Consider the following 21268-nt stretch of genomic DNA (forward strand, 5'->3'; position numbering starts at 1 on the left):
TCTCCACCTCCGGGTTCTGTCTGAATCTTCATCATTAAAAACGGGGTGCCGGAAATCCCCGACACCCCGTTTGATCAACGTTCATGAATTGGACATTCATAAGCATTGAGATCAAAACCAGTCGGCAGCGCCGATCAGGTGAGAAGCCGGTTGCTTCTGCTTGCAATCTCTTGCATTTAGCACACTTAAATAATATACAGCAAATCGGCGGTCTATGTCAACCCTGAAATCCAATTAAGCACCGATTCATTTAGCCCTGCTTGCTCTGCACTTCTTCCAGCCGGACGACGCGGGTATGCTTCGTATGGCTCCACTGCTTGTTGTTCTGGGTGAAGAAAGCATAGAACGTAATCGGGTACCAGGACAGCAGATAAATCGGGAACAGCAGCATGTAGGCATATACTTTGCGCGATTTCACCTTCTCCAGAATCATCGACACGAAGAAGGTAAAGACATTGGCGATAATCGCCACGTAGCTGAGCCACAGCGGCAGATGGCCGTACAGGTTGGCGATATGCGGACCGCCCAGCAGCGCATTGTCGATCCAGATCACCGCAGTCAGCAGAAATGTGAACAGAACGATGTACACGTTCAGCCCGTACAGCGCCAGATCGAACTTGGTCAGGCTGCGCTGCTTGATGCTCTGCCAGATCAGCGGGAAGAAATAGCGGCGGGCAACGGTAAAGTGCCCCTGCATCCAGCGGAGCCGCTGCCGGGAAGAAGCCTTGAAGGTGAGCGGCTTCTCATCGAATACTTTGGCATCGTAATTGAACTTCGGATAGACGCCCTTGGAGGCGCTGCGCATGGTGAACTCCAGGTCCTCCACGAGACTGGTCGCTCCCCAGCCCATTTCCTTCAGAAGGTTGGTCTCAAAACACATGCCCGTCCCGCCCAGGAAGTTCGCCATTCCGAGGTTGTGGCGGGAGAGTTGCCACAGACGGTTGATATACCAATAAGAGATGCCGTAAGCAGCCGTGATCCAGGAATCCTCCGGATTCTTGGTGTCGATATAGCCCTGAATGACCTTCGCTCCTCCGCAGAGATCGTTGTTCATCTCCAGCAGAAAGTCCGGGTGCGCCAGATTGTCGGCGTCGAACATAACGACGGCGTCATACTGGCGAGGCATCGCCCACAGCTCCTTGAGCATCCACTCGATTGCATAGCCTTTGCCCCGCTGATGGGGGTTCGTCCGGACACAGGCGTTCATTCCATGCTCCCGGACAATACGCGCCGTGCCGTCCGTACAATTATCGCAGATCACGAATACATCGTAGAGTTCCGCAGGATAATTGAGCTGTTTCAGATTCTCCATGAGCGCCCCGACCACCTGCTCTTCGTTATGGGCGGCTACAAGCACCGCAAACGACTTCTCCGGAGCAGCAAGCGCTTGTTTCTCTATTTTGCGCAGGCCGAACAGGGAGAAGGCAAACTGGTACACGGCAATCAAGGCCAAGAGGATTTGTAGCGTTACGAATACTGCGTCTAGCATGGTTGGTTAATGCCCCCTTTTGGTTGCCTTCAGGCTTCTGTTTGTGTGTCGCCTGAACCGGCAGTTGTAATCATGACCCGTTCCTGATATTCTCGGCGGTCGTCAGCCATTTTACTCATTCTCCTATAAACGCCTCCGCGCCGCTTGAATCATTGTAAGACCTAACGTTCCTTAAGTCAAAACTGTCAATCTTCGCCCAAAATCGACCTTCTCCTTGAAATCCCAGGGCTGAAAAACGTATGATGAGGGTACCGTCAGAACTTGATTTGATTACTTGGAAACAGGTGGAACCCATTGCGCAAACAACGTATTCTTATATTTTCGGAAGGCTTTGGAGCCGGCCATACCCAAGCGGCTTACGCCCTGTCCAGCAGCCTGCGCCGGCTTTCGCCGAACCTGCAGACCCGGGTGCTGGAGCTCGGAAACTTTCTGAATCCGAAAGTGGCTCCGCTGATTATTTCGGCCTACCGCAAAACGGTCATGACGCAGCCCAAGCTGATGGGTTATGTATACAGACACCAAAAATCGTTCAATCGTCTTACCACGCTTGCCCTGCACCGGATTTTTTATACGCATGCCAAAAATATCGTGCAGCAGCTTCGTCCCGACGTAATTGTCTGCACCCATTTTATACCGAGCGCCGTGATTTCCCGGCTCAAGCGCCTGGACCCGTCGCTCAAGACGCCGCTGTGCACGGTTATTACCGATTACGACGCCCACGCCACCTGGATCAGCCGGGAGGTTGACCGCTATCTGGTCTCGACCCCGGAGGTCAAGGCCAAGCTGCGGCTTCGGGGCATTTCGGCTTCCAAAATCCGGGTGACGGGAATTCCCGTCCATCCTAACTTCTGGGAGCATCCCGGCAAAGAGGAAATCCGGGAACGCTTCGGACTCCGGGATATGCCGACCGTCATGGTCATGGGCGGAGGCTGGGGAATGATGAACGACGAAGTCGTCAACAATTATCTGGCCGACTGGGGAGAACGGGTGCAGATTCTTTTCTGCCTCGGACACAACCAGCAGCTGCTCCACGAGATGAAGGCTGACCCCCGGTTCAACCGGCCCAACATTTCGCTGATCGGGTTCACCAAAGAAATCGACAAGCTGATGGAAATATCGGACCTGCTGATTACCAAACCGGGTGGAATGACCTGCAGCGAAGGACTGGCCAAAGGCATCCCGATGCTGTTTCACCATCCGCTTCCGGGACAGGAAGAAGAGAACTGCCGGTATTTCACCGCCGCCGGACTCGGAGAACCGATTACTTCCCTGGAGGTGGTCGGGGCCTGGATGAAGCGGGTAGCCGAAGATACGGACAACGTCCGGTCCGCCCGCCAGGAACAGCTCGCCGGCATCGCCCGCTACCATCCGCTTCAGAGCGCCCAGAGCATTCTGGAGCTTCTCCGGGGCCAGGAAGAAAGTTCTCTGAACCAGCCGCCGAGATAAATAAATAAATAAATAAATAAATAAATAAATACGATCCGCAGACCTATCTGCTCTATCGCAAAAATACGCCCCCGCGCCTGTCGTTATCGGCAGACGCGGGGGCGTATTATTGGAATAGGATGGGCGGACAAAAGGCTACAGCCGATATTTCGACAGACGTCCGGCCCGGTAGGCTTCAAGCGCTTCTTCGCCCACGATGGCCTCGCAGCGGTGGATGCGCATGCCCTGGCCGACAAACTTGGTTTCATATTCGGTCATCACATGCTCTTCATTGATGCCGCCGGCATGCAGATCCAGCGATAGGTTCGTCATCTGGAGACCGTAATCGGCGAAGGCGTTCAGCGAGAATTCAAACAGGCTGACCGAGTCCGTCTTCAGATGGATTTCGCCCCAGCCGTTCAGCAGACCGCGGTACTTGTCGAGAAACCGCGGATGGGTCAGCCGACGGCGCGCGTGCTTGCTCTTGGGCCACGGGTCGCTGAAATTGAGATAGATCCGCTCCAGCTCTCCGGGAGCAAAGACTTCCTCTGCGTATTCGATATTGGCCAGCGCAAGACGCAGGTTCGCCGGGTTCTCTTTCCCGAGCGTTTCATGCGCCGCTCTGGCCTTCTCCGCGCCGCGGCGGAGCAGTTCGTCGTACATATCCACGCCAATAAAGTTGATATCCGGGTATTTCACGCTCATTTGGCTGATGAACTGACCCTTGCCCATGCCGAATTCCACATGAATGGGACGGTCATTGCCGAACAGCTCATGCCATTTGCCTTTATAATTGCGCGGCTCCAGTACGACCAGATCGGTCTGGCGTTCCAGGCTTTCACGTATTCCTTTTCTTCCGCGTAGACGCATGCTTTCTCCTCGCTTTGCTCTAAAGGTTGCCGATAGTATATTCTGCCGAACTTGCCGCCAAAAGTAAAGAGAAATTCAATTCGGCCCAGATACAAAAAAAAGGAACCGCCTGCGCCGTCAGGCGCCGGAGATTCCCTTCTGCAGGCTATAACGTTTAACGCGACTCGGCGTTAAAATCAAATGTCTTCTCGAAGGCGTTGCGGATCTTCCGCTGCGCTTCAATCTTAATGCGGGGGTTGCCTTTGAATTCCACTCCGGTCAGCGCGAGCGCTTCGTCGGGAGTCAGCTGGACATCGATCGGGCCTTTGGCCGTCGGATTCGCCATCTGCATGTTCATCGTTATCACCTCTCGGGTTTAGGTTGGGCACAGAGACTGAAATTTATGAATACCGGAATCGGGAAACGGTGATAAAAAACAGTGCCTTCTTACAGTTCAAATATAACACGGCGTGTAAGTAACTTCAAGACATTTTAAAGCGTTTTCAACACTATTTTATGTAAAATTTTTGTGACCATAAAGGATGGGCGGCGGCTTCTCCGCTCCACTTTGCAGGCCCAATTTGGTACAATGTACGGGACTGGCCTATTTACACGATTGAAGAAGGAGAAATTATGTCTATATTGCAATCTTCCTCCTCCGCTCCGCTGTGGGGAGATAAACGTTTTCATACCTGGAATCACGAAATGCGCGAGCAATTCGATACCAAAGTGTTCAAAGTCATGCTGGACGCGGGCTTTACCTGCCCGAACCGCGACGGTTCGATCGCCAAGGGCGGCTGCACCTTCTGCAGCGCGCGCGGCTCCGGGGATTTTGCCGGCCGCCGGCGGGATGACCTGGTGACCCAGTTCAACACGATCCGGGACCGCCAGCACCAGAAGTGGCCGAATGCCAAATATATTGGATATTTCCAGGCCTATACCAATACTTACGCCCCTGTCGAAGAGCTGCGCGAGTATTACGAAGTGATTCTGGAGCAGCCCGGCGTCGTCGGCCTGTCCATCGCCACCCGCCCCGACTGTCTGCCTGACGATGTGGTCGAATATCTGGCCGACATCAACAAGCGGACCTATCTGTGGGTCGAAATGGGGCTTCAGACCATTCATGAATCCACTTCGAACCTCATTAACCGGGCTCATGATACCCGCTGTTACATCGAAGCGGTGGAGAAGCTTCGCAAGCACGGAATCCGCGTATGCACGCACATTATCCACGGATTGCCGCAGGAGACGCATGAAATGATGCTCGAGACGGTGGAAGCCGTCTCCCGGATGGATGTCCAGGGCATCAAGATCCATCTGCTGCATCTGATGCGCAAGACGCCGATGGTGAAGCAGTACGAAGCCGGACTGCTGCGCTTCCTGGAGCAGGACGAGTACGTCAAGCTCATTGCCGATTCGCTCGAGATCCTGCCTCCGGAGATGATTGTGCATCGGCTGACCGGCGACGCGCCGCGCGATCTGCTGATCGGTCCGATGTGGAGCCTGAAGAAATGGGAAGTGCTCAATGCCATCGACGACGAGCTGACCGCCCGGGACAGCTGGCAGGGCAAATACTGGAGGAAGCGCTAGATGGGCTTCCTCTCGGTGCTCGGCATGGCCCAGCAGCTGGTATCCCGGCGGCTGCAGCCCGGCGGGCGGGCGGTCGACGCCACCGTGGGCACGGGGGCCGACACGCTGTTCCTTGCCCGGACCGCCGGCAGACGGGGCCGGGTCTTCGGCTTCGATGTGCAGGAGCAGGCGCTCCGGCTCGCCCGGGAGCGCCTGGACCAGGCCCGCCTGGCGGGCGAACGGCTCGGCGAGACGACGCTGCTGCTGGCCAGCCACGCCGAAATGGCCGAGGCCGTGCCGGCTGATTGGCGCGGCGCCGTGGACGCGGTGATGTTCAACCTCGGCTATCTTCCAGACGGAAGCGCCGACAAGACGATCATCACCGAAGCGTCCAGCACGCTGGCTGCGCTGAACGCGGCCCTGTCGCTGCTCGCGCCGCGCGGCGTGCTGACCGCCGTGGTCTATCCCGGCCACGAAGGCGGCGAAGCCGAAGCCACCGCGGTCCGGGCCTGGGCGGAAGCGCTGTCTCCCAAGGACGGCCAGTCGATCGTCTATCGTCAGCTTCAGCGCCCGGAAGCGCCTTATTTGATTGCCGTGGAACGAAGCAGGCTTCCGCTCTAGCGAAGCCTCCCACCGCCGTAACATCATGATATGAATTGGCCCTCCGGGTCCAATTGATATAAATAAAGAATACGGAGAGGAATGGAATTCATGACACAGCCATATCCATTGAAATTTCAACCCGATTTTCAGGAACGGGTCTGGGGAGGCCGCGCGCTGGAGCGGTTCGGCCTGGATCTCCCGGACGGCGTCATCGGCGAAGGCTGGATGATCGCCGATCATCCGAACGGCGTATCGACTGTCGTGAACGGCGAGCTGGCCGGACTGGGCCTGGATGCCGTCCGCGAGAAGCTGGGCCGCGATTGGTTCGGCTCAAAAGGCTACAAGGAGGACGCCCGGTTCCCGCTGCTGGTGAAGCTTCTGGACTGCAACGACGATCTGTCCGTGCAGGTTCATCCGACCGATGACTACGAAGGGCTTCCCCAAGGCGAGCTCGGCAAGACCGAAATGTGGTACGTGCTGGACGCCAAACCGGGCGCTAAGATCATCTACGGCCTGAAAGAAGGCGTGGACCGTGAACAGCTTCGCGAAGCGCTGGAGTCCGGGAACGTCATGGACACGCTGCAGGAAGTTCCGGTATCGGCGGGAGATACGTTCTATATCCCGGCGGGTACTGTTCATGCCCTCTGCGCCGGCGTGCTGGTGGCCGAGATCCAGCAGAATTCGGACACGACCTACCGCATCTACGACTACAACCGTCCCGGTCTGGACGGCAAGCCGCGCGAGCTGCACATCGAGCATTCCCTGAACGTGACCGCCTACGAAGGCGCGGGCGCAACGTCGATGAAGACGGACGGAGCGAAGCCCGGCGAGTGGCTGCGTCTGGCCCATTCTCCTTATTTTATCGTGGAAAAAGGCCTGGTGGGCGAGAAGTGGGACCTGTCGGCCGCACCGGACAGCTTCACCATTCTGGTTATCTGCGAGGGCAGCGGTCACCTCACCTGGGAAGGCGGCTCCCAGCCGTATGCCGCAGGCGAATGCTACCTCATCCCGGCCAGCCTGAGCAGCTACGCCATTGAAGGCCAGTCCACGCTGCTGCGCGCGTACCTGCCGTAAGGCGAGGAACTCCATGAGCGAGCAGTGCTTCTGGATGACGGACCCGGTCGGCGTTGACATTCACATCTATTCCTGGCTGCCGGATGCGGGACAGCCGCTGCGCGGCGCCGTCCAAATTGCGCACGGCATGTGCGAGACGGCCGGACGGTACGCCGAATTCGCCGAAGCGCTGAATACAGCCGGATTCGCCGTCTATGCCGGCGACCACCGGGGACACGGCCGAACCGCCGGCGCCGTCAACCTGCTCGGCGACGCCGGCGAAGACGGCTTCTACTGGATGCGGCGCGATCTGACCGGCATCGCCGGGATCATCCGGGAGCGGCATCCGGAGCTGCCGCTCTTTTTAATGGGACACAGCATGGGCTCCTTCCTGGTTCAGAAGCTGATGGGCGAGGACGGGCCGGAGCTCTACGACGGCTTCCTGCTGACGGGAAGCAACGGACCGCGCCGCCTGCTTGCGCTGGGCGAATGGATGGCCCGTTCGCAGAACTGGCTCCGCGGGGATCTTCATCGGAGCGTTCTGCTCAACACCGTTGTCTTCGGCACCTACAACCGTTCCTTCTCGCCGGTCCGGACGGCGTTCGACTGGCTGAGCCGCGATCCGGAAGAGGTGGACCGGTACATTGCCGACCCGTACTGCGGCGCCATCTGCACGACCCGGTTCTTCCGCGATTTCTTCCGGCTGCTGCGGGAGCTGCATACGGAGGAGACGCTGGCCGGGCTCTCGCCGGACAAGCCGGTCTTCCTGTTCTCGGGAGACAAGGACCCGGTCGGCCTCGCCGGCAAAGGCATGATCGCGCTGGCGGACCTCTACCGGTCCCGCGGTATCCGCGACGTGGAGCTGAAGCTGTATCCGGGAGGACGGCATGAACTGCTGCACGAGACCAACCGGGCGGAAGTGACCGCCGATGTGCTGGACTGGCTGCAGCGGCACCTGCCGGAAAGTCCCTGCCCGCATAACCATCCCTGACCATTGGAACGCCGAGTTGACTACAGACATCGAGCACGGCCGCCGGTTCAATTTCAATGCACCCGGACGGTCACCAATAGAAGGTATGCCAGTACTAGAAGCACGCTTTAGAAGACAGCAAAAGACAGACCTTTCGCTCCGGCGAAAGGTCTGTCTTGGTGTTAGGGCATATCCGTCATTGCCGCCTGCAGCAGCGGCAGTCCCAAGCCTCTCCGGTCTCCCGCTTCCGAATGATAACCTTGCAGCCGCTCGCTCCCTCTCTATTCTGCCGGTACCGGCACAGCCGGCCAAGGCAGTGCCAGAAACCGGGGTCCCCCGCCTGCATGGGGACCCGCGCCGTTCTCCCCCTCCTGACCGTACAGCACGAGCAGGAGGGTAGCTGCATCGGCGTCTTCGGCGCTGCGGGAGGTGGCCTCTTCTCCAGCCTCTCCGGCTTCGCCTTCCGGCGCATCGAACGGAACGCCGGTCAGCGAATCCAGCACAGCGGCCAGCGGGAACGGCAGCAGCGACAGCGCGCCGGACTTGTGCAGCTCGCGCTCGGACAGGCCGAGCGCCGCCAGCTCCGGCGAATAGTGTTCCGGCGCGGCCGCAAGCGCCCGCATGGCATCCTGCCAGCCGGCTTTGTCCAAGGCCGGTTCCCACCAGATTTTGCGCGGCTTGTACCGGTGGCCCAGGAAATAATCGAGCTGCATCAGCCCCTCGATGACCGCCATGCCCGGCGTGCCCCGTCCGGTCAGAAAAGACCGCAGACGGATGAACAGATCTTCAAGCTGGTGGCCGATCTTCGACCAGCCCTGCGCCTCCCAGTAATCCCCGAACTCCTGGAAGAAATCGAACGGCGTTGCAAAGACCTTCCGGATCAAATATTTAACGGTGTAATCCATCCGGTGGTCGTTCCAGTATTTCTCCAGTACATCCTCCAGCCGCTTCAGCCGGACGATGTCTCCGAAGCTCAGCATATGGCTGCTCAGAATTTCATACGGCGCGGTGTCCATGTAGACGTAATCGTATTTGGCGGCCTGGGCCCGGAGGCCTGTGCCGCGCAGCATTTTCAGAAATCCGAGCTGCAGCTCCTCCGGCTCCATCGCGAACACGTCGTTGAAGGTCTTGCGGAACGTCGCATAATCCTCCATCGGCAGGCCGGCGATCAGATCCAGATGCTGGTCGATATTGCCGCTGCGCTTGATGGTCATGACCGTGCGCGACAATTTCGCAAAATTCTGGCGCCGCTTCACCAGCTCGTTCGTCTCGTCGTTCGTGGACTGCACTCCGATCTCGAACCGGAAGATGCCGGGCGGCGCATGCTCCGCGAGAAACGCCAGCACCTCGGGCCGCATGATGTCCGCCGTAATTTCGAACTGGAACACGCAGCCGCCGTGATTGTCGATCAGGAACCGGAACATTTCGAGGGCGTACTCGCGGTTGATGTTAAAGGTGCGGTCCAGGAATTTGATCGTCTTCGCGCCGTTCTGGATGAGGTACAGCAGGTCCGACTTCACCCGCTCAATATCGTAATAGCGGACGCCCACCTCGATGCTTGAGAGACAGAACTGGCAGTTGAACGGGCAGCCCCGGCTGGTCTCGAAGTAGACAATGCGCTTGCCCAGGGAAGGCAGATCCTCGGGAAAACGGTGCGGCGAAGGCAGGGTATTCAGATCGCTCTTCGGCCTGGGCGGGTTGACGACAACCGCGCCTTCGCGCCGGTAGGCCGCTCCGAACACGAAGTGAAACTTCCGTCCGTCCCGCAGCTCCTGCAGCAGATGATGGAACGTCTCCTCCCCGTCGCCGCAGACGATGAAGTCGATGCCCGGCTCCCGCTCCATGAAGACCACCGGCTCGTACGTGACCTCGGGACCGCCAAGCACAATGGCCGTCTCCGGCATAATCTTCTTGAGAATGGCGACCAGCTTCAGGGTCTCCTCAATGTTCCAGATGTAGCAGGAGAAGCCGATCACGTCAGGCCGCCGGGCGAACAGGTCGGAGACGATATTCATCGCCGGGTCCTTGATGGTGTATTCGGCCAGTTCGATGTCGAACTCGCGCCCGCTGTAGGCTTTGAGCAGCCGGATGGCCAGCGAGGTGTGAATATACTTGGCGTTCAGTGTCGCCAGAATGACTTTCATCGTTGTCTTCCTCTCTTGTCAGTCGTAATCCGCATGATCGCCGTCCCGCTGAAAAAACTCCAGAAACGCCCGGCCGTATTTCCGGTATTTGACCTCTCCGACCCCCTTGACGTTCATCATCTCGCGTTCGGTCTGCGGCTGCGCCACACTCATCTCGCGCAGCGTCGCGTCGTTGAAGATAATGTAGGACGGCACATGCTCGCGCTCGGCCAGCTCGCGGCGGATCAGCCGCAGCTGCTCGAACACCGTCTCGTTGACCGCCGACGGATGAACGTCGCGCGAGCCCCGGCTCCGGGACGATCCGCCGCTCTTCGCCGCCCGGGCGACGCGCTGGACGACCTGCGCCTGGCCCTTCAGCACATCGGCCGCCGGAAGCTGGAGCCGGACAATCGGGTATTGGCCTTCGGACAAGGCCAGATAGCCTTCAGAGATCAGCACATTGATGATCTCGGTGATCTCCTTCTCCGTCTTCGCAGACAGCGCGCCGTGCGTCGGCAGCTTGTCGAAGCCGTATTGCAGCACCTTCTGGCTCCGCGACCCCTTCAGGACGGAAGCCACCAGGGCGACGCCGAAGCGTTCGCGCATCCGGTGGATGCAGGAGAAGATCTTCTGCGCTTCCACCGTAATATCGACCAGCTCCCGGTCGTCGGTGCAGGAGCTGCATTTGCCGCAGGGCGCATCGTCATGTTCTTCGCCGAAATAATCCAGCATGGCGCTGCGCAGGCAGCGGGTCGTGTAGCAGTAGTCAATCATCTGCTGCAGCTTGCGGTAGTCGTTCTGCTTGCGTTCGGAATCCTGCGGGTTCTGCTCGATCAGGAACTTCTGGGTCATAATGTCCTGGGCGCTGAACAGCAGGATGCAGCTGCTCGGCTCGCCGTCGCGTCCCGCGCGGCCGGCTTCCTGGACATAGGCTTCCATGTTCTTCGGCATGTTGTAGTGAATGACGTACCTCACATTCGACTTGTCGATCCCCATGCCGAAGGCGTTGGTGGCGGCGATGACGCGGATGTCGTCGTACAGAAAAGCTTCCTGGTTCGCCGCCCGGTCCTCGTCGCTCATGCCGGCATGGTACCGGCCCGCCGGCACCCCGGCGGCGCTGAGCCGCTGGTACAGATCGTCCACTTCCTTGCGGGTCGCCGCGTAGATAATGCCCGGCTCCTGGCTGTGGCTGGCGGCGTAGTCCAGCACAAATTCCCGCTTGTTCTCCCCGCGCAGCACAGACATGGCCAGGTTGTCCCGGCCAAGGCCGGTCACGAAGACGCCGGGATCGCGCAGGCGAAGCAGCCGGACGATGTCTTCCATGACTTCGGGCGTCGCCGTGGCGGTAAAAGCCGCCACGATCGGACGCTCGGGCAGTCCGTCCACGAACGGCGAGACCGACAGATAGCTCGTCCGGAAGTCGTGCCCCCACTGCGAGACGCAGTGGGCTTCGTCCACGGCGACCAGGGAAATCGGAAGCTCCGCCATTTCCATGCGGAACCAGTCCAGTTCCAGCCGCTCCGGCGCGACATAGAGCAGCTTGAGCTCGCCGCGCCGCGCAGCCCGGAGGCGGTCGTTCGCTTCCTTGCCGCTCAGGGTGCTGTTGATGTAGGCTGCCGGGATGCCCGCGGTTGTCAGCGCGTCCACCTGATCCTTCATCAGGGAGATGAGCGGCGAGACCACCAGCGTCAGACCCGGCAGCAGCAGCGCCGGCACCTGATAGCAGATCGACTTGCCGCCGCCGGTCGGCATGATGCCCAGGGTGTCGCCGCCTTGCAGAAGGCTGGCGACGATATGTTTTTGTCCTTCGCGGAAGTCGGGATAGCCGTAATACTTCTGCAGTTCGGCCTGGGCCCGCTCCATCGTGAGACCTTGTGTATGGATCATAATTGCTCCTAACCTCTCGCTCGAATATACAACCTTTAGTTTACATAAAAACCAGCCCCAAGGCCAACACTTAAGCGTGAATATTCGCCCTTGACCGGGCTTGGGCTGTGCCGGGGCCGGCGGAAACCGCCTGCCCGGCAACGCGGAAGAAGGAGGAGGGTCGGCATGTCTACGCCGGACTGGAAGCAGCGGTACGACACGTTCAAGTCACGGCGGAATTCGGGCCGCGGCAGCAGCGAGGAGGATCTGGACGGCAGGGAAGAGAAGCCGCAGACCGAAGAACGGAGTGCACAGAACGCAGACAGGAGCGTACCGGACGGAGAGCGCGGCGAGGCTGCTTCCCCCGGCAGCAAGACGGCCTCTTCCGACCCAAGCGACGGCTCGCCGAACCCGCTGCCGGACCGCCTGCCCGTGAAGGCCGATCTGGAGGCGAATCTGGACCAAATGTCGGATATGCTCGGCATGAACGGAGATCTGGTGATTCGACGATTCCATCTCTTCGGCCGCTGCCGGGCCGCTGCGGTATTCTTCTCCTCCATGATCGAGACCGACCAGCTTCAGGATCATGTCCTGAAGCCGCTGATGGCCGAGCTGTCCGAAGGAGCGGAAGAGAAATCAGCCCGGGGCGACGGGCTGATCGGTCTGATCTGGAACCGGACCGTCCATATCGGCCAAGGAGTGCGGACCGGCAATCTGGCCAAGCTCCCCAATGAAATCGTGCAGGGCCGGCTCGCCCTGCTGATCGACGGGCATGAGGAAGCGCTGGCCTTCGATATCCGGCGGATCGAATACCGCTCGATTGAGCAGCCGCAGACGGAGCAGGTGATCCGGGGAGCGCGGGAGGGCTTTGTCGAGAAGCTGGAGCCGAACCTGACTCTGCTCCGAAGCCGCCTACAGACAAGCGAGCTCCGGATCGAGACCGCGCCTGTCGGCACCCGGAGCGCCTCGGTGGTGGCTGTCTGTTATCTCGACGGGCTCACGGATGCCGGTCTGGTCGAAGAAGTCATGCGCCGCCTGTCGCTGATCGCCACGGACGGTATCATCGACGCCGGCTATATCGAGCAGTTCATCGAGGATCAGCCGCTCTCGCCTTTTCCCCAGGTACAGTCTACGGAGCGTCCCGACAAGACGGCGGCTTCGCTTCTGGAAGGAAGGGTCGCCCTCCTGGTTGACGGCTCCCCTTTTGCGCTGATTGTTCCCGCGCTCTTCAACCAGTTCTTCCAGACCATCGACGATTATTCGGAGCGGTTCCTGATGGGCAGCCTCATCCGGCTCGTGCGCTTGATCGCCCTGTTCTTCTCGCTGTTCTTTCCGGCGCTGTACGTGTCGATCATCTCTTTCAACCCGGAGCTGATTCCGACTGAATTCGCCGTGGCCATCTCGGGCGGGCGCGCCGGGGTGCCTTTTCCGGCGGCCATTGAAGTGCTGATTATGGAAGTGGCTATGGAGGTGCTCCGGGAGGCCACGATTCGGATGCCGCAGATGATCGGCGGCGCGCTCTCGATTGTCGGCGTGCTGGTCATCGGGGAAGCAGCCGTATCGGCCGGGCTGGCCAGTCCCATCACGGTCGTGATTGTGGCGCTGACCACAATCGGCTCTTTTGCCACCCCCGCCTATAATGCGGCCATTGCCCTGCGGATGCTGAGGTTCCCGCTGGTGCTGCTGGCAGGACTGTTCGGCCTGTACGGGGTGATGGTCGGCAGTATTCTGATCTGCAATCACCTGCTGATGCTGGAGTCATTCGGCGTTCCGTATATGTCCCCGTTCATCTCGGGCAAGGCGCGGGACCTCAAGGATACGCTGATTCGGGTGCCGTTATGGTGGATGCGCAAGCGGCCAAGCTTCCTGCATCCCGAGAACCGGGTGCGGGTCCTGCCTTCGCTGACACAGCGCAGCATTGATCATCTGTTCGAGGAAAGGGGAGAACTGTATGAAGACACAGCAGATCTCGACGATCCGGGCCACCACGGTCATCGCTAGCGCCGTCGCGGGTGTCGGTATCCTCAGCTTCCCCCGCTACATGGCAGACGCCGGCAATACCGCCGCTCCGCTGGTAACGCTGGCCGGAGTAGGTGTGGCCCTGGTTGATCTGGTTATCGTCGCCCTGCTCTCGGCCCGGTTCCCCCGGGAAAACCTGTTCCAGTTCAGTTCCCGGCTGCTGGGCCGCCGCGCCGCCTGGGTCATGAATCTCGTATTGATGTTCTTCTTCCTGATGCTGACCTCGCTCACCGTCCGGCAGTTCGGGGAAGTGGCCTCAACCGTGCTGTTCCAGCGGACGCCCATTGAAGCGGTTATTCTGCTTATGCTGGTGCTGGCCACCCTGTCTTCCCGGCGGGGAATCGTCAAATTCTCCTATATCCATTACTTCTACTTTCCTCTGATTATAGGTTCTATTGCGTTTATCCTGTTGTTCTCGATCCGCAAAATCAGCGTTATTCACCTTATGCCTCCGGGAGGCGTCAATGTCTCCGCCAGCAAATTTATGAAGGGGATGCTGGAAACGTCCGCCCTGTTCGACCGCTCGTTCGTGCTCACGCTGATTGTGCCGTTCATGGAGAAGCCCGGGAAGGCAATGCGCGCCGGGCTGCTCGGAATCGGAATAACCGGGCTGATCTATCTCTCGATCACGGCGGCTGCCATCGGCATGCTAGGCGTAGAGGAGGTCAAACTCCTCTTCTACCCCACCCTTGAGGTAGCCCGATCGATCTCCGCGGGCGAAGGTCTGCTGGAACGGCTCGATGCGCTGTTCATCATTATCTGGGTGATCTCTGTCTATACGACGGTCTACACGACTTATTATATCTGCTCCTATCTGCTTCGCCATCTGCTGCATCTCCAGGACCAGCGGCTGGCTTCCAGCGCGCTGCTGCCGTTCATGTTCGCACTGGCCATGGTTCCGGAGAACATCTTTATCAGCTATACAGCCGCCAATCGCCTGGCTATCGCCGGCCTGGCCGTGCTGACCGGTTATCCCCTTCTTCTGCTTGCTCTTGCTCTTCTTCGCCGAGTAAAGGGGGACTCCGTATGAGCAGCGCCGCAGCAAAAAGAACACCGGCTGTACGGATCATCGCTCTGCTGCTCGCCGGTGTGCTGGCTTCGCTGTTCCTGTCCGGCTGCTGGGACGAGGTCGAAATCGAGGACCGGGCGCTTGTGCTCGGCCTGGCTATTGATCTGGCGGACGGCAAAGATCAACACCCCGATGAAGGAGTCACCCACCGGGCGGAAGAGAAGCTGCCTACCCGGAGAATTCATGTGACGGCCCAGATCGCCGTCCCGGGCCGCGTCCCGCTCGGTCCCGGCACCGGCAGCGGAAGCAAGGAAAGCCCGGTCTGGGTCGTGGAAGTAGAGGGCAAGACGCTCGATGACGCCATGAACAACTTGCAGCAGCAGGTAGCCGATCCCCGTTATCTGATCCATCTGCGGGTCATCGTCATCAGCCAGAGCATTGCGAAGCAGGGCATTCAGGATTTAAACGATTACCTGAGACGCAATCCGGAAATCCGGCGAAGCACCTGGCTGCTCGTCGCTTCCGACGGCCGGGCCTCCAAATATATGGACGTCAATCCGCCCCTTCAGCGCGTGCCCACGCTCTATATCCTCTCCATGATGGAGAAGGCGGTAGCCACCGGCAAATTGCCGCCGGCCTATTGCGGCGAATTCTGGTCTTCCCTTTCCCACCAGGGACAGGACGGCATCCTGCCATATATTTCGCTGCGGCGGAACGAGAATATTCTGATCAAGGGGTTGGCTTATTTTCGCAAAGGAAAAATGGTCGGGGCGACGACCCCGCTGGACATCGGCATCTACATGGCCGTGATGGGGATGGATCCCGGAGGCTATTCGGTTCTTCAGGAAGTCCCCGGCGTCGGCGTCGTCATGGTCCGGGTCACCAGCCGGTTCAGCCGGAGAACATCGGAGATTGTGAACGGCGTCCCCCATATCGCTTACGATATTCATCTTGAGGGCAATGTGGACGAACACTACAGCGAAGAGGTTTTTATTAACAATACCGGGACGCTGAACAAGATCGAGTCCTGCTTCGAGAAATACGCCCTGGAAAGCGCTGCCCTTCTGATGGAGGAGACCCAGAAGAAGCGTTCCGATATCTGGGGAACCGGGGAGTTCATCCGCGCCCACCATCCCGGTTATTGGGGAACGAAGATTGACGGAAGAGACAAGTGGAACGAGGAGTTCCCGAAGGTGAAGGTCTCCTTCCGGATACAGATAACCATGAAGCGCGTCGGACTCAAGGAACGCTGAAGCGAGGGAGGAATGAAGCGGTGATCCATACGTATGCTTATATGGCCCTCTCCTGTCTCTTCTCGGCCCTGCTCCTGCTCACGGTAGACTGCCGGATCTACCGGGTCAGCGGGCGCAGACGGGAATACCGGGTTGCCCGGCTGTTCGGCTGGGGTCTGGCGGCGCTCTTCGCGGGCTGCGTCACCTTCCTGATTCTGCGTTCCTAAGGACAGCCGGTTCTACCTTCCGAACCTCCGTTGTGCTATATTGGGGAGTGCGAAACCACCGAAGGACAAGAACGGAGAATTCCCATGACCAAATCCAATCATCGCTCTTCCCAACCGGCCGCCGGCAAGCGTACCGGACCATCCGATTCCAGGCCGCAACGCAAAAAGCCGGCCCGAACCAGCCCGGCTCCTGCCGGTCCCAAGAAGCGCCCCCCTGCGCCAGGCGCCTTCCGTCCGGCTGCGCCGCTCGTCTATACCTGCGGCGCTGCGGACGAGCTGCTGCCCTTTCTGCTGGCCAACCTGACAGGCAAAGGCCGCAATGCCGTCAAGGGCATTCTGGCCCGGGGCCAGGTGTCCGTGAACGGACGAGCCGTTACCGCCTATAACCATCCGCTGCGGAGCGGTGATACCGTAACCGTAGACCGGGAGAAGCAGGAACCCGCCCCGGTGCTGAGCGGTCTGTCGATTCTGCATGAAGACGACGATATCATCGTCATCGACAAAGAAGCCGGACTATTGTCCATGTCCGCCGGAGACGACACCGAGCCTACCGCATACCGGCTGCTGACGGAGCACGTCCGGGCGTCGAATCCTAAAGCCCGGATCTTCATCGTCCATCGGCTGGACCGCGATACCTCCGGCGTCATGATGTTCGCCAAGAGCGAGCGCGTGCAGCAGCTGCTTCAGAATAGCTGGAAGGAATCGGTCAAGGAACGCACCTACGTCGCGCTCGTGGAAGGCGCGGTCAAGAGACCTGAAGGACGGATCGAATCCTGGCTGAAGGAGACCTCGACGCTGAAGATGTATTCCGTTCCGCATCAGGGCGACGGCCAGCATGCCGTAACCCATTACAAGCTGCTGCAGAGCAACCGCCATTTCTCGCTGTTGCAGGTCAACCTGGAGACCGGACGCAAGAACCAGATCCGCGTTCACATGTCGGATATCGGGCATCCGGTGGCCGGCGACAAGAAATACGGGGCCGTTACCAAGACGGCCGGCCGCCTCGGCCTGCACGCCCGGGCGCTGTCCTTTGTCCACCCGTCAAGCGGGGAACTGCTGACCTTCGAGAGTCCCGTCCCGAAGGCATTTCTGAAGTATTCCGCTCCGGACAGCGCTGCCCGGAGCTGAGAGCGTCACGGCGAGCCGGGCAGCGGCGGAGCTGCCGTCCGCAGCGCTCTGCTGCTGCGTTCTGCACGCTCTCTCTGCCATTCATCCGAATGGCCCGAAGCAACCGGAAACGCCCCGCGGCCGTAATTGGCCTGCGGGGCGTTTCTTCATTGGCATTTGCCGTGCTCTATACGCGGCAGGAACCGTCCGAGCAATCGGCGTCTCCCCCGGCTTCCCGGGTCTCCCCGCTGCCCACGATCCGGAGAGAAGGCGCTTCTTTCTCCTCCGCCCGAACCATTTCCAGCACCTCGAGGAACACAGGACCCGGCTGAGCGCCGGAGATCGCATACTTGTCGTTGAAGACAAAGAACGGCACCCCGGTCACGCCGAGCGCTCCCGCCTTGGCGATGTCCTCTTCCACCCGGTCGCCGTAAGCGCCGGATTCCAGTATCGCGGCGACCGGCGCAGCCTCCAGACCGGTTTCTTCCGCCAGCCCGACCAGCACCCCGCGGTCGCCGAGATTCAGCCCGTCGGTGAAGTAGGCCCGAAGCAGACGCTCGTTCATCTCCGCCCCTCGTCCCTGCTCCGCCGCATATTGGCCAAGCCGGTGGGCGTCATACGTATTCGTGTGGACGACCCGCTCAAAATGAAAGTCCAGCCCGACTCCTCTCGCCTGCTCGGCAAGGCTCTCGTTCATCCGGAGCGCTTCCTCCTCGGCAATCCCGTACTTGCGGGCCAGCACCTTATGAATGCCGACGGTTCCTTCCGCCGGCGCCTTCGGATCAAGCTGGAAGCTGCGGTAGACCACTTCTGTCTCCGTACCCGGAGCAGTCTGCATCCCCAGCTGCTCCATCGCGCTCTCCAGTCTTCGCTTGCCGATATAACAGAACGGACAGGCATAGTCCGACCATACATCTATCTTCATTGCCGTTTCCTCCCAGGTTCAATGTGCTTGTGCGGCTCTTGCTTGTGCGCCTCTTGCTTGTGCAGCTCTAAGGCCTATTACGCTTACTATTATATAGTTACTTGCCGCAAAACACAATGGAATCTCCCTGGTCCGCTTCTTTACTCGCCTATGGCCCTCTCCGGCTCCGGTCCGGCCGTGCCGGCCGCCGTTCCCGGCAGGTCCGGCCGGCCGGATAGCGGGCGCCCGGCCGTGCGGAGCAGTTCGCCGAGCTGCCCGGCAACCGCCTCTTCCGTGTAGCGGGCCAGCACCTGCTCCCGCGCTTCACGGCCCATGGCCGCACGCAGCACCTCGTCGTTCAGAAGAGTGCGCATGGCTCCGGCCAGCGCCTCGGCGTCCGGCTCTCCCGCAAGCAGACCATTCTCGCCGTGCCTTAGAAGGCCCCTCACCCCCGGCACGTCGAATCCCGCTGCGGGCAGGCCGCAGGCGCCCGCCTCCAGCAGCACCAGCGGGAGGCCTTCATAGCGGGAAGGCAGAACGAACAGCTCCGAAGCCGCGTAGTAATGGGCGAGCCGTTCCTTGTCGGCAACCGCTCCAAGCAGCGCAACGCTGTCCTCGGCCCCGTTCTCCGCGATGCACCGCCGCAGCAGTTCCTCATCCGGCCCGCCTCCGGCGATCAGCACACGCAGTTCCGGCATTTCCGGGCGCAGCAGCGCCGCAGCACGGATCAGCAGGGTATGTCCTTTCTGCCGCTCGAACAGGCGGCCGGCCGTCATGACATAGCGGCAACTCTCGTCCAGCCCGAGCTCCCGGATGGCTTCTCTGCGGTCCTGCGGCCGGAAGATGCCGGTACGAACAAAGTTCGGAACAAGGCGGATGCGGTCCCGCAAATGCGGAAGCTCCCGCTGCATCCGGGCGAGCTCTTCTCCGTTCAGCACGGTCAGATAAGCCGCCCTTCGCAGCGTCCGTCTCTTAAGCGGCAGAAGCCAGGGATGAATGCTCCCTCCGTGATGGGCGGCAATAATCGGGATGCCCAGCCGCCGGGCCGATTGCGAGAGCCGTTCGAACCGGCCGTACGCATACTCCTGGGCGTAGATCAGCTCCACACCGTCCTGCCGGAGAAGCTCGTCCAGCAAGGGATGCACCGTTGCCGTGTACTGGGAGAGAAAGCGTCCGAAGGGCGTCCGGTCCGCCAGCGGAAGAGAGGCATACAGCCGGGACCAGCGGCCTGCCGGAATAAACTTCAGGATGCAGCCGGTAAGGCTGTGAACGGCTGTACGCACCGAGCGGCCCTTCTCGGTGAAGTTATAGATCGTAACCCGGTGACCCTGGCGCTGCCACATCGCCGCGTATTCGAACGAGAAATCATTGGAATACCTCTCGGCGTACTCTTCTTCAGTCAGCCCCAGTCCCCGCACATAGAAATCCTCGAAGCAATTGGTCGACAGAAAAATCCCTACATGCATTCAGCATCACATCCCTTCTCCATTATTTTCAATCCTTTTCCAGTATTATATAGTTCTTTGCGGGGAAGACGCAGTAGACGAAAGGGGTAGACGCCCTATTTCTCATGAAACGTTCACACAACTTCTGCGGGATCAGCCCGGACCGCCGCCCTCTCTGGTCCCGTGTCCTGCGGTGTGATAGTATGGATGTGACGAATGAATCCAGGCTTATGGAAGGTGAATTATGGCTATTACAAGAAAGGCGGCGCTTCTCTCCCTCGCCGTCCTGATGAGCGCTTCCCTGCTGGGAGGCTGCGGCAAGGAGAACAACGGCGGGGCTCCGGCCGCTTCGGCTGCCGCGGGCAATGCGGAGGTGACCGAAGAGAACGGAGCCCGGGCGATGGCACAGACCTATTACATCTACGACACCGTTGTGAATATCAAGGTGTTCGGAGACAAGGTCCAGCAGGCGAACATGGACCATATCCAGGAGATGATGGAACGGATGGATATGGAGTTCAGCCGGACGAAGAAGGACGGCGATGTGTACAAGATCAACGAAGCCGCCGGCAAGGAAGCCGTCAAAGTCTCCGACGAGACGCTTGACGTCGTGAAGCTCTCCGTGAAGTATGCCCGGGAGATGGACGGGCTGTTCGATCCGACCATCGGTCCGCTGGTCGATCTCTGGAATATCGGCAGCGGCGGCGAGAGCGTGCCGCCCAAGCAAGAGATCGACAAGGCCCGAGCGCTGACGAACTACAAGGACGTTATCATCGACGAAGCGGCCAATACCGTCAAGCTCGCCCGCGAAGGTATGGTGCTTGATCTTGGCGGTATCGGCAAAGGCTACGCCGCCGACCGGATCGCCGACTATCTGCGCGGCGAAGGTCTGGACAGCGCCATGATTAATCTTGGAGGCAGCAGCATTATCGCGCTCGGCGTCAAGCCGAACGGCTCGGAGTGGAACATCGGTCTTCAGGACCCGGACAAGAGCCGCGGCACCCAGCTTGGCACGATCAAGATCAGCAACGGCGAAGTCATCGACGCCTCGGGCGTCTATGAACGCTTCTTCATGCAGGACGGCGTACGCTACCATCACATCCTCGACCCCCAGACAGGCTACCCGGGACAGGTCGGACTCAAGAGCCTGACCATCATGAGCCCGAACGCTACGGATGCCGACGCTCTGTCCACCGGCGTATTTCTGATGGGGGCCGAGGAAGGCATGAAGTACCTGCAGTCGCTTCCCGAGAAGATCGACGCCTTCTTCATTACGGAGGACAACCGGATCTATGCAACCCCGGGCATTCGCGACCGGCTGGTGCTGACCGATTCCACGTACTCCCTCGCGAACTGAACTTATCGCGCCCCGCTTACC

The 21268-nt window shown here is 59.8% G+C and carries 18 protein-coding genes; 11 read left to right on the forward strand and 7 right to left on the reverse strand.

The annotated features are described in order from the left end of the window. Positions 1-250 precede the first annotated feature (250 nt). Complete coding sequence (locus RBI05_RS09125; RefSeq protein ID WP_310550855.1) at positions 251-1489, reverse strand: glycosyltransferase family 2 protein; 1239 nt, start codon at positions 1487-1489, stop codon at positions 251-253. A 294-nt stretch (positions 1490-1783) separates the two neighbouring features. Here RBI05_RS09125 and RBI05_RS09130 point away from each other — a divergent pair, with 294 nt between their 5' ends. Continuing rightward, positions 1784-2935 carry an MGDG synthase family glycosyltransferase gene (locus RBI05_RS09130; protein WP_310550856.1) on the forward strand — a complete coding sequence of 384 codons (1152 nt, stop codon included), beginning with the start codon at positions 1784-1786 and terminating at the stop codon, positions 2933-2935. A gap of 135 nt (positions 2936-3070) precedes the next feature. Here the strand turns inward: RBI05_RS09130 and trmB are convergent, their stop codons facing one another. Both trmB and RBI05_RS09140 read right to left on the reverse strand, forming a co-directional pair. Then, on the reverse strand, positions 3071-3784 hold the full coding sequence (trmB, locus tag RBI05_RS09135; RefSeq protein ID WP_310550857.1) for a tRNA (guanosine(46)-N7)-methyltransferase TrmB: 714 nt from the start codon (positions 3782-3784) through the stop codon (positions 3071-3073). 154 nt (positions 3785-3938) lie between these two features. Further along, entirely contained in the window at positions 3939-4121 is a 183-nt protein-coding gene (locus tag RBI05_RS09140) for a hypothetical protein (protein WP_150456359.1), read from the reverse strand. Positions 4122-4396: 275 nt separating this feature from the next. On the opposite strand from RBI05_RS09140, the gene RBI05_RS09145 reads away from it, so the two are divergent. The 4 genes from RBI05_RS09145 to RBI05_RS09160 all read left to right on the forward strand — a co-directional run bounded on the left by RBI05_RS09145 (position 4397) and on the right by RBI05_RS09160 (position 7979). Then, positions 4397-5353 (forward strand): TIGR01212 family radical SAM protein, encoded by a 957-nt coding sequence (locus RBI05_RS09145; RefSeq protein ID WP_310550858.1) that lies wholly within the window; start codon positions 4397-4399, stop codon positions 5351-5353. Further along, on the forward strand, positions 5354-5953 hold the full coding sequence (locus RBI05_RS09150; protein ID WP_310550859.1) for a class I SAM-dependent methyltransferase: 600 nt from the start codon (positions 5354-5356) through the stop codon (positions 5951-5953). 90 nt (positions 5954-6043) lie between these two features. Next, positions 6044-7009: a type I phosphomannose isomerase catalytic subunit gene (locus RBI05_RS09155; protein ID WP_310550860.1), complete on the forward strand. Its 966-nt coding sequence runs from the start codon at positions 6044-6046 to the stop codon at positions 7007-7009. A gap of 13 nt (positions 7010-7022) precedes the next feature. Continuing rightward, entirely contained in the window at positions 7023-7979 is a 957-nt protein-coding gene (locus RBI05_RS09160) for an alpha/beta hydrolase (RefSeq protein WP_310550861.1), read from the forward strand. A 260-nt stretch (positions 7980-8239) separates the two neighbouring features. Here RBI05_RS09160 and RBI05_RS09165 read toward each other — a convergent pair whose 3' ends face one another. Both RBI05_RS09165 and recQ read right to left on the reverse strand, forming a co-directional pair. Continuing rightward, positions 8240-10102: a B12-binding domain-containing radical SAM protein gene (locus RBI05_RS09165; RefSeq protein ID WP_310550862.1), complete on the reverse strand. Its 1863-nt coding sequence runs from the start codon at positions 10100-10102 to the stop codon at positions 8240-8242. Between the two features lie 18 nt (positions 10103-10120). Next, on the reverse strand, positions 10121-11968 hold the full coding sequence (recQ, locus tag RBI05_RS09170; protein WP_150456365.1) for a DNA helicase RecQ: 1848 nt from the start codon (positions 11966-11968) through the stop codon (positions 10121-10123). A 165-nt stretch (positions 11969-12133) separates the two neighbouring features. Here recQ and RBI05_RS09175 point away from each other — a divergent pair, with 165 nt between their 5' ends. The 5 genes from RBI05_RS09175 (at position 12134) to RBI05_RS09195 (ending at position 17562) form a co-directional block, all read left to right on the forward strand. After that, positions 12134-13948: a spore germination protein gene (locus RBI05_RS09175; RefSeq protein ID WP_310550863.1), complete on the forward strand. Its 1815-nt coding sequence runs from the start codon at positions 12134-12136 to the stop codon at positions 13946-13948. Next, positions 13899-14996, forward strand: a complete 1098-nt coding sequence (locus RBI05_RS09180; protein WP_150456367.1) for a GerAB/ArcD/ProY family transporter — start codon at positions 13899-13901, stop codon at positions 14994-14996. Before RBI05_RS09175 ends, RBI05_RS09180 begins: the two co-directional genes overlap by 50 nt. Next, positions 14993-16228: a Ger(x)C family spore germination protein gene (locus RBI05_RS09185; protein ID WP_150456368.1), complete on the forward strand. Its 1236-nt coding sequence runs from the start codon at positions 14993-14995 to the stop codon at positions 16226-16228. The genes RBI05_RS09180 and RBI05_RS09185 overlap by 4 nt, the downstream gene beginning before the upstream one ends. 20 nt (positions 16229-16248) lie before the next feature. Next, positions 16249-16434, forward strand: a complete 186-nt coding sequence (locus tag RBI05_RS09190) for a CLC_0170 family protein (protein ID WP_150456372.1) — start codon at positions 16249-16251, stop codon at positions 16432-16434. An 84-nt stretch (positions 16435-16518) separates the two neighbouring features. After that, a complete protein-coding gene (locus tag RBI05_RS09195) occupies positions 16519-17562 on the forward strand; it encodes an RluA family pseudouridine synthase (protein WP_310550864.1) in 1044 nt (347 codons plus the stop codon). 166 nt (positions 17563-17728) lie between these two features. Here the strand turns inward: RBI05_RS09195 and RBI05_RS09200 are convergent, their stop codons facing one another. Together RBI05_RS09200 and RBI05_RS09205 are read right to left on the reverse strand one after the other, a co-directional pair. Continuing rightward, positions 17729-18466 carry a DsbA family oxidoreductase gene (locus RBI05_RS09200; RefSeq protein WP_310550865.1) on the reverse strand — a complete coding sequence of 246 codons (738 nt, stop codon included), beginning with the start codon at positions 18464-18466 and terminating at the stop codon, positions 17729-17731. A 140-nt stretch (positions 18467-18606) separates the two neighbouring features. Next, positions 18607-19911, reverse strand: a complete 1305-nt coding sequence (locus tag RBI05_RS09205; protein WP_310550866.1) for a glycosyltransferase family 4 protein — start codon at positions 19909-19911, stop codon at positions 18607-18609. A 223-nt stretch (positions 19912-20134) separates the two neighbouring features. On the opposite strand from RBI05_RS09205, the gene RBI05_RS09210 reads away from it, so the two are divergent. Next, positions 20135-21247: an FAD:protein FMN transferase gene (locus RBI05_RS09210; RefSeq protein ID WP_310550867.1), complete on the forward strand. Its 1113-nt coding sequence runs from the start codon at positions 20135-20137 to the stop codon at positions 21245-21247. The last annotated feature ends 21 nt before the right edge of the window (positions 21248-21268 follow it).

It is taken from the genome of Paenibacillus glufosinatiresistens (assembly GCF_031470375.1).
Lineage (GTDB): Bacteria > Bacillota > Bacilli > Paenibacillales > Paenibacillaceae > Paenibacillus_AQ > Paenibacillus_AQ glufosinatiresistens.

Excerpts from the sequence above, each read along its gene's own strand:
- RBI05_RS09140 (WP_150456359.1), bottom strand. The coding sequence starts at position 4,121 with ATGAACATGCAGATGGCGAATCCGACGGCCAAAGGCCCGATCGATGTC.
- RBI05_RS09205 (WP_310550866.1), bottom strand. The coding sequence starts at position 19,911 with ATGCATGTAGGGATTTTTCTGTCGACCAATTGCTTCGAGGATTTCTAT.
- RBI05_RS09145 (WP_310550858.1), top strand. The coding sequence starts at position 4,397 with ATGTCTATATTGCAATCTTCCTCCTCCGCTCCGCTGTGGGGAGATAAA.
- trmB (WP_310550857.1), bottom strand. The coding sequence starts at position 3,784 with ATGCGTCTACGCGGAAGAAAAGGAATACGTGAAAGCCTGGAACGCCAG.
- RBI05_RS09210 (WP_310550867.1), top strand. The coding sequence starts at position 20,135 with ATGGCTATTACAAGAAAGGCGGCGCTTCTCTCCCTCGCCGTCCTGATG.
- RBI05_RS09175 (WP_310550863.1), top strand. The coding sequence starts at position 12,134 with ATGTCTACGCCGGACTGGAAGCAGCGGTACGACACGTTCAAGTCACGG.
- RBI05_RS09185 (WP_150456368.1), top strand. The coding sequence starts at position 14,993 with ATGAGCAGCGCCGCAGCAAAAAGAACACCGGCTGTACGGATCATCGCT.
- recQ (WP_150456365.1), bottom strand. The coding sequence starts at position 11,968 with ATGATCCATACACAAGGTCTCACGATGGAGCGGGCCCAGGCCGAACTG.
- RBI05_RS09125 (WP_310550855.1), bottom strand. The coding sequence starts at position 1,489 with ATGCTAGACGCAGTATTCGTAACGCTACAAATCCTCTTGGCCTTGATT.
- RBI05_RS09155 (WP_310550860.1), top strand. The coding sequence starts at position 6,044 with ATGACACAGCCATATCCATTGAAATTTCAACCCGATTTTCAGGAACGG.
- RBI05_RS09165 (WP_310550862.1), bottom strand. The coding sequence starts at position 10,102 with ATGAAAGTCATTCTGGCGACACTGAACGCCAAGTATATTCACACCTCG.
- RBI05_RS09150 (WP_310550859.1), top strand. The coding sequence starts at position 5,354 with ATGGGCTTCCTCTCGGTGCTCGGCATGGCCCAGCAGCTGGTATCCCGG.
- RBI05_RS09160 (WP_310550861.1), top strand. The coding sequence starts at position 7,023 with ATGAGCGAGCAGTGCTTCTGGATGACGGACCCGGTCGGCGTTGACATT.
- RBI05_RS09180 (WP_150456367.1), top strand. The coding sequence starts at position 13,899 with ATGAAGACACAGCAGATCTCGACGATCCGGGCCACCACGGTCATCGCT.
- RBI05_RS09200 (WP_310550865.1), bottom strand. The coding sequence starts at position 18,466 with ATGAAGATAGATGTATGGTCGGACTATGCCTGTCCGTTCTGTTATATC.
- RBI05_RS09195 (WP_310550864.1), top strand. The coding sequence starts at position 16,519 with ATGACCAAATCCAATCATCGCTCTTCCCAACCGGCCGCCGGCAAGCGT.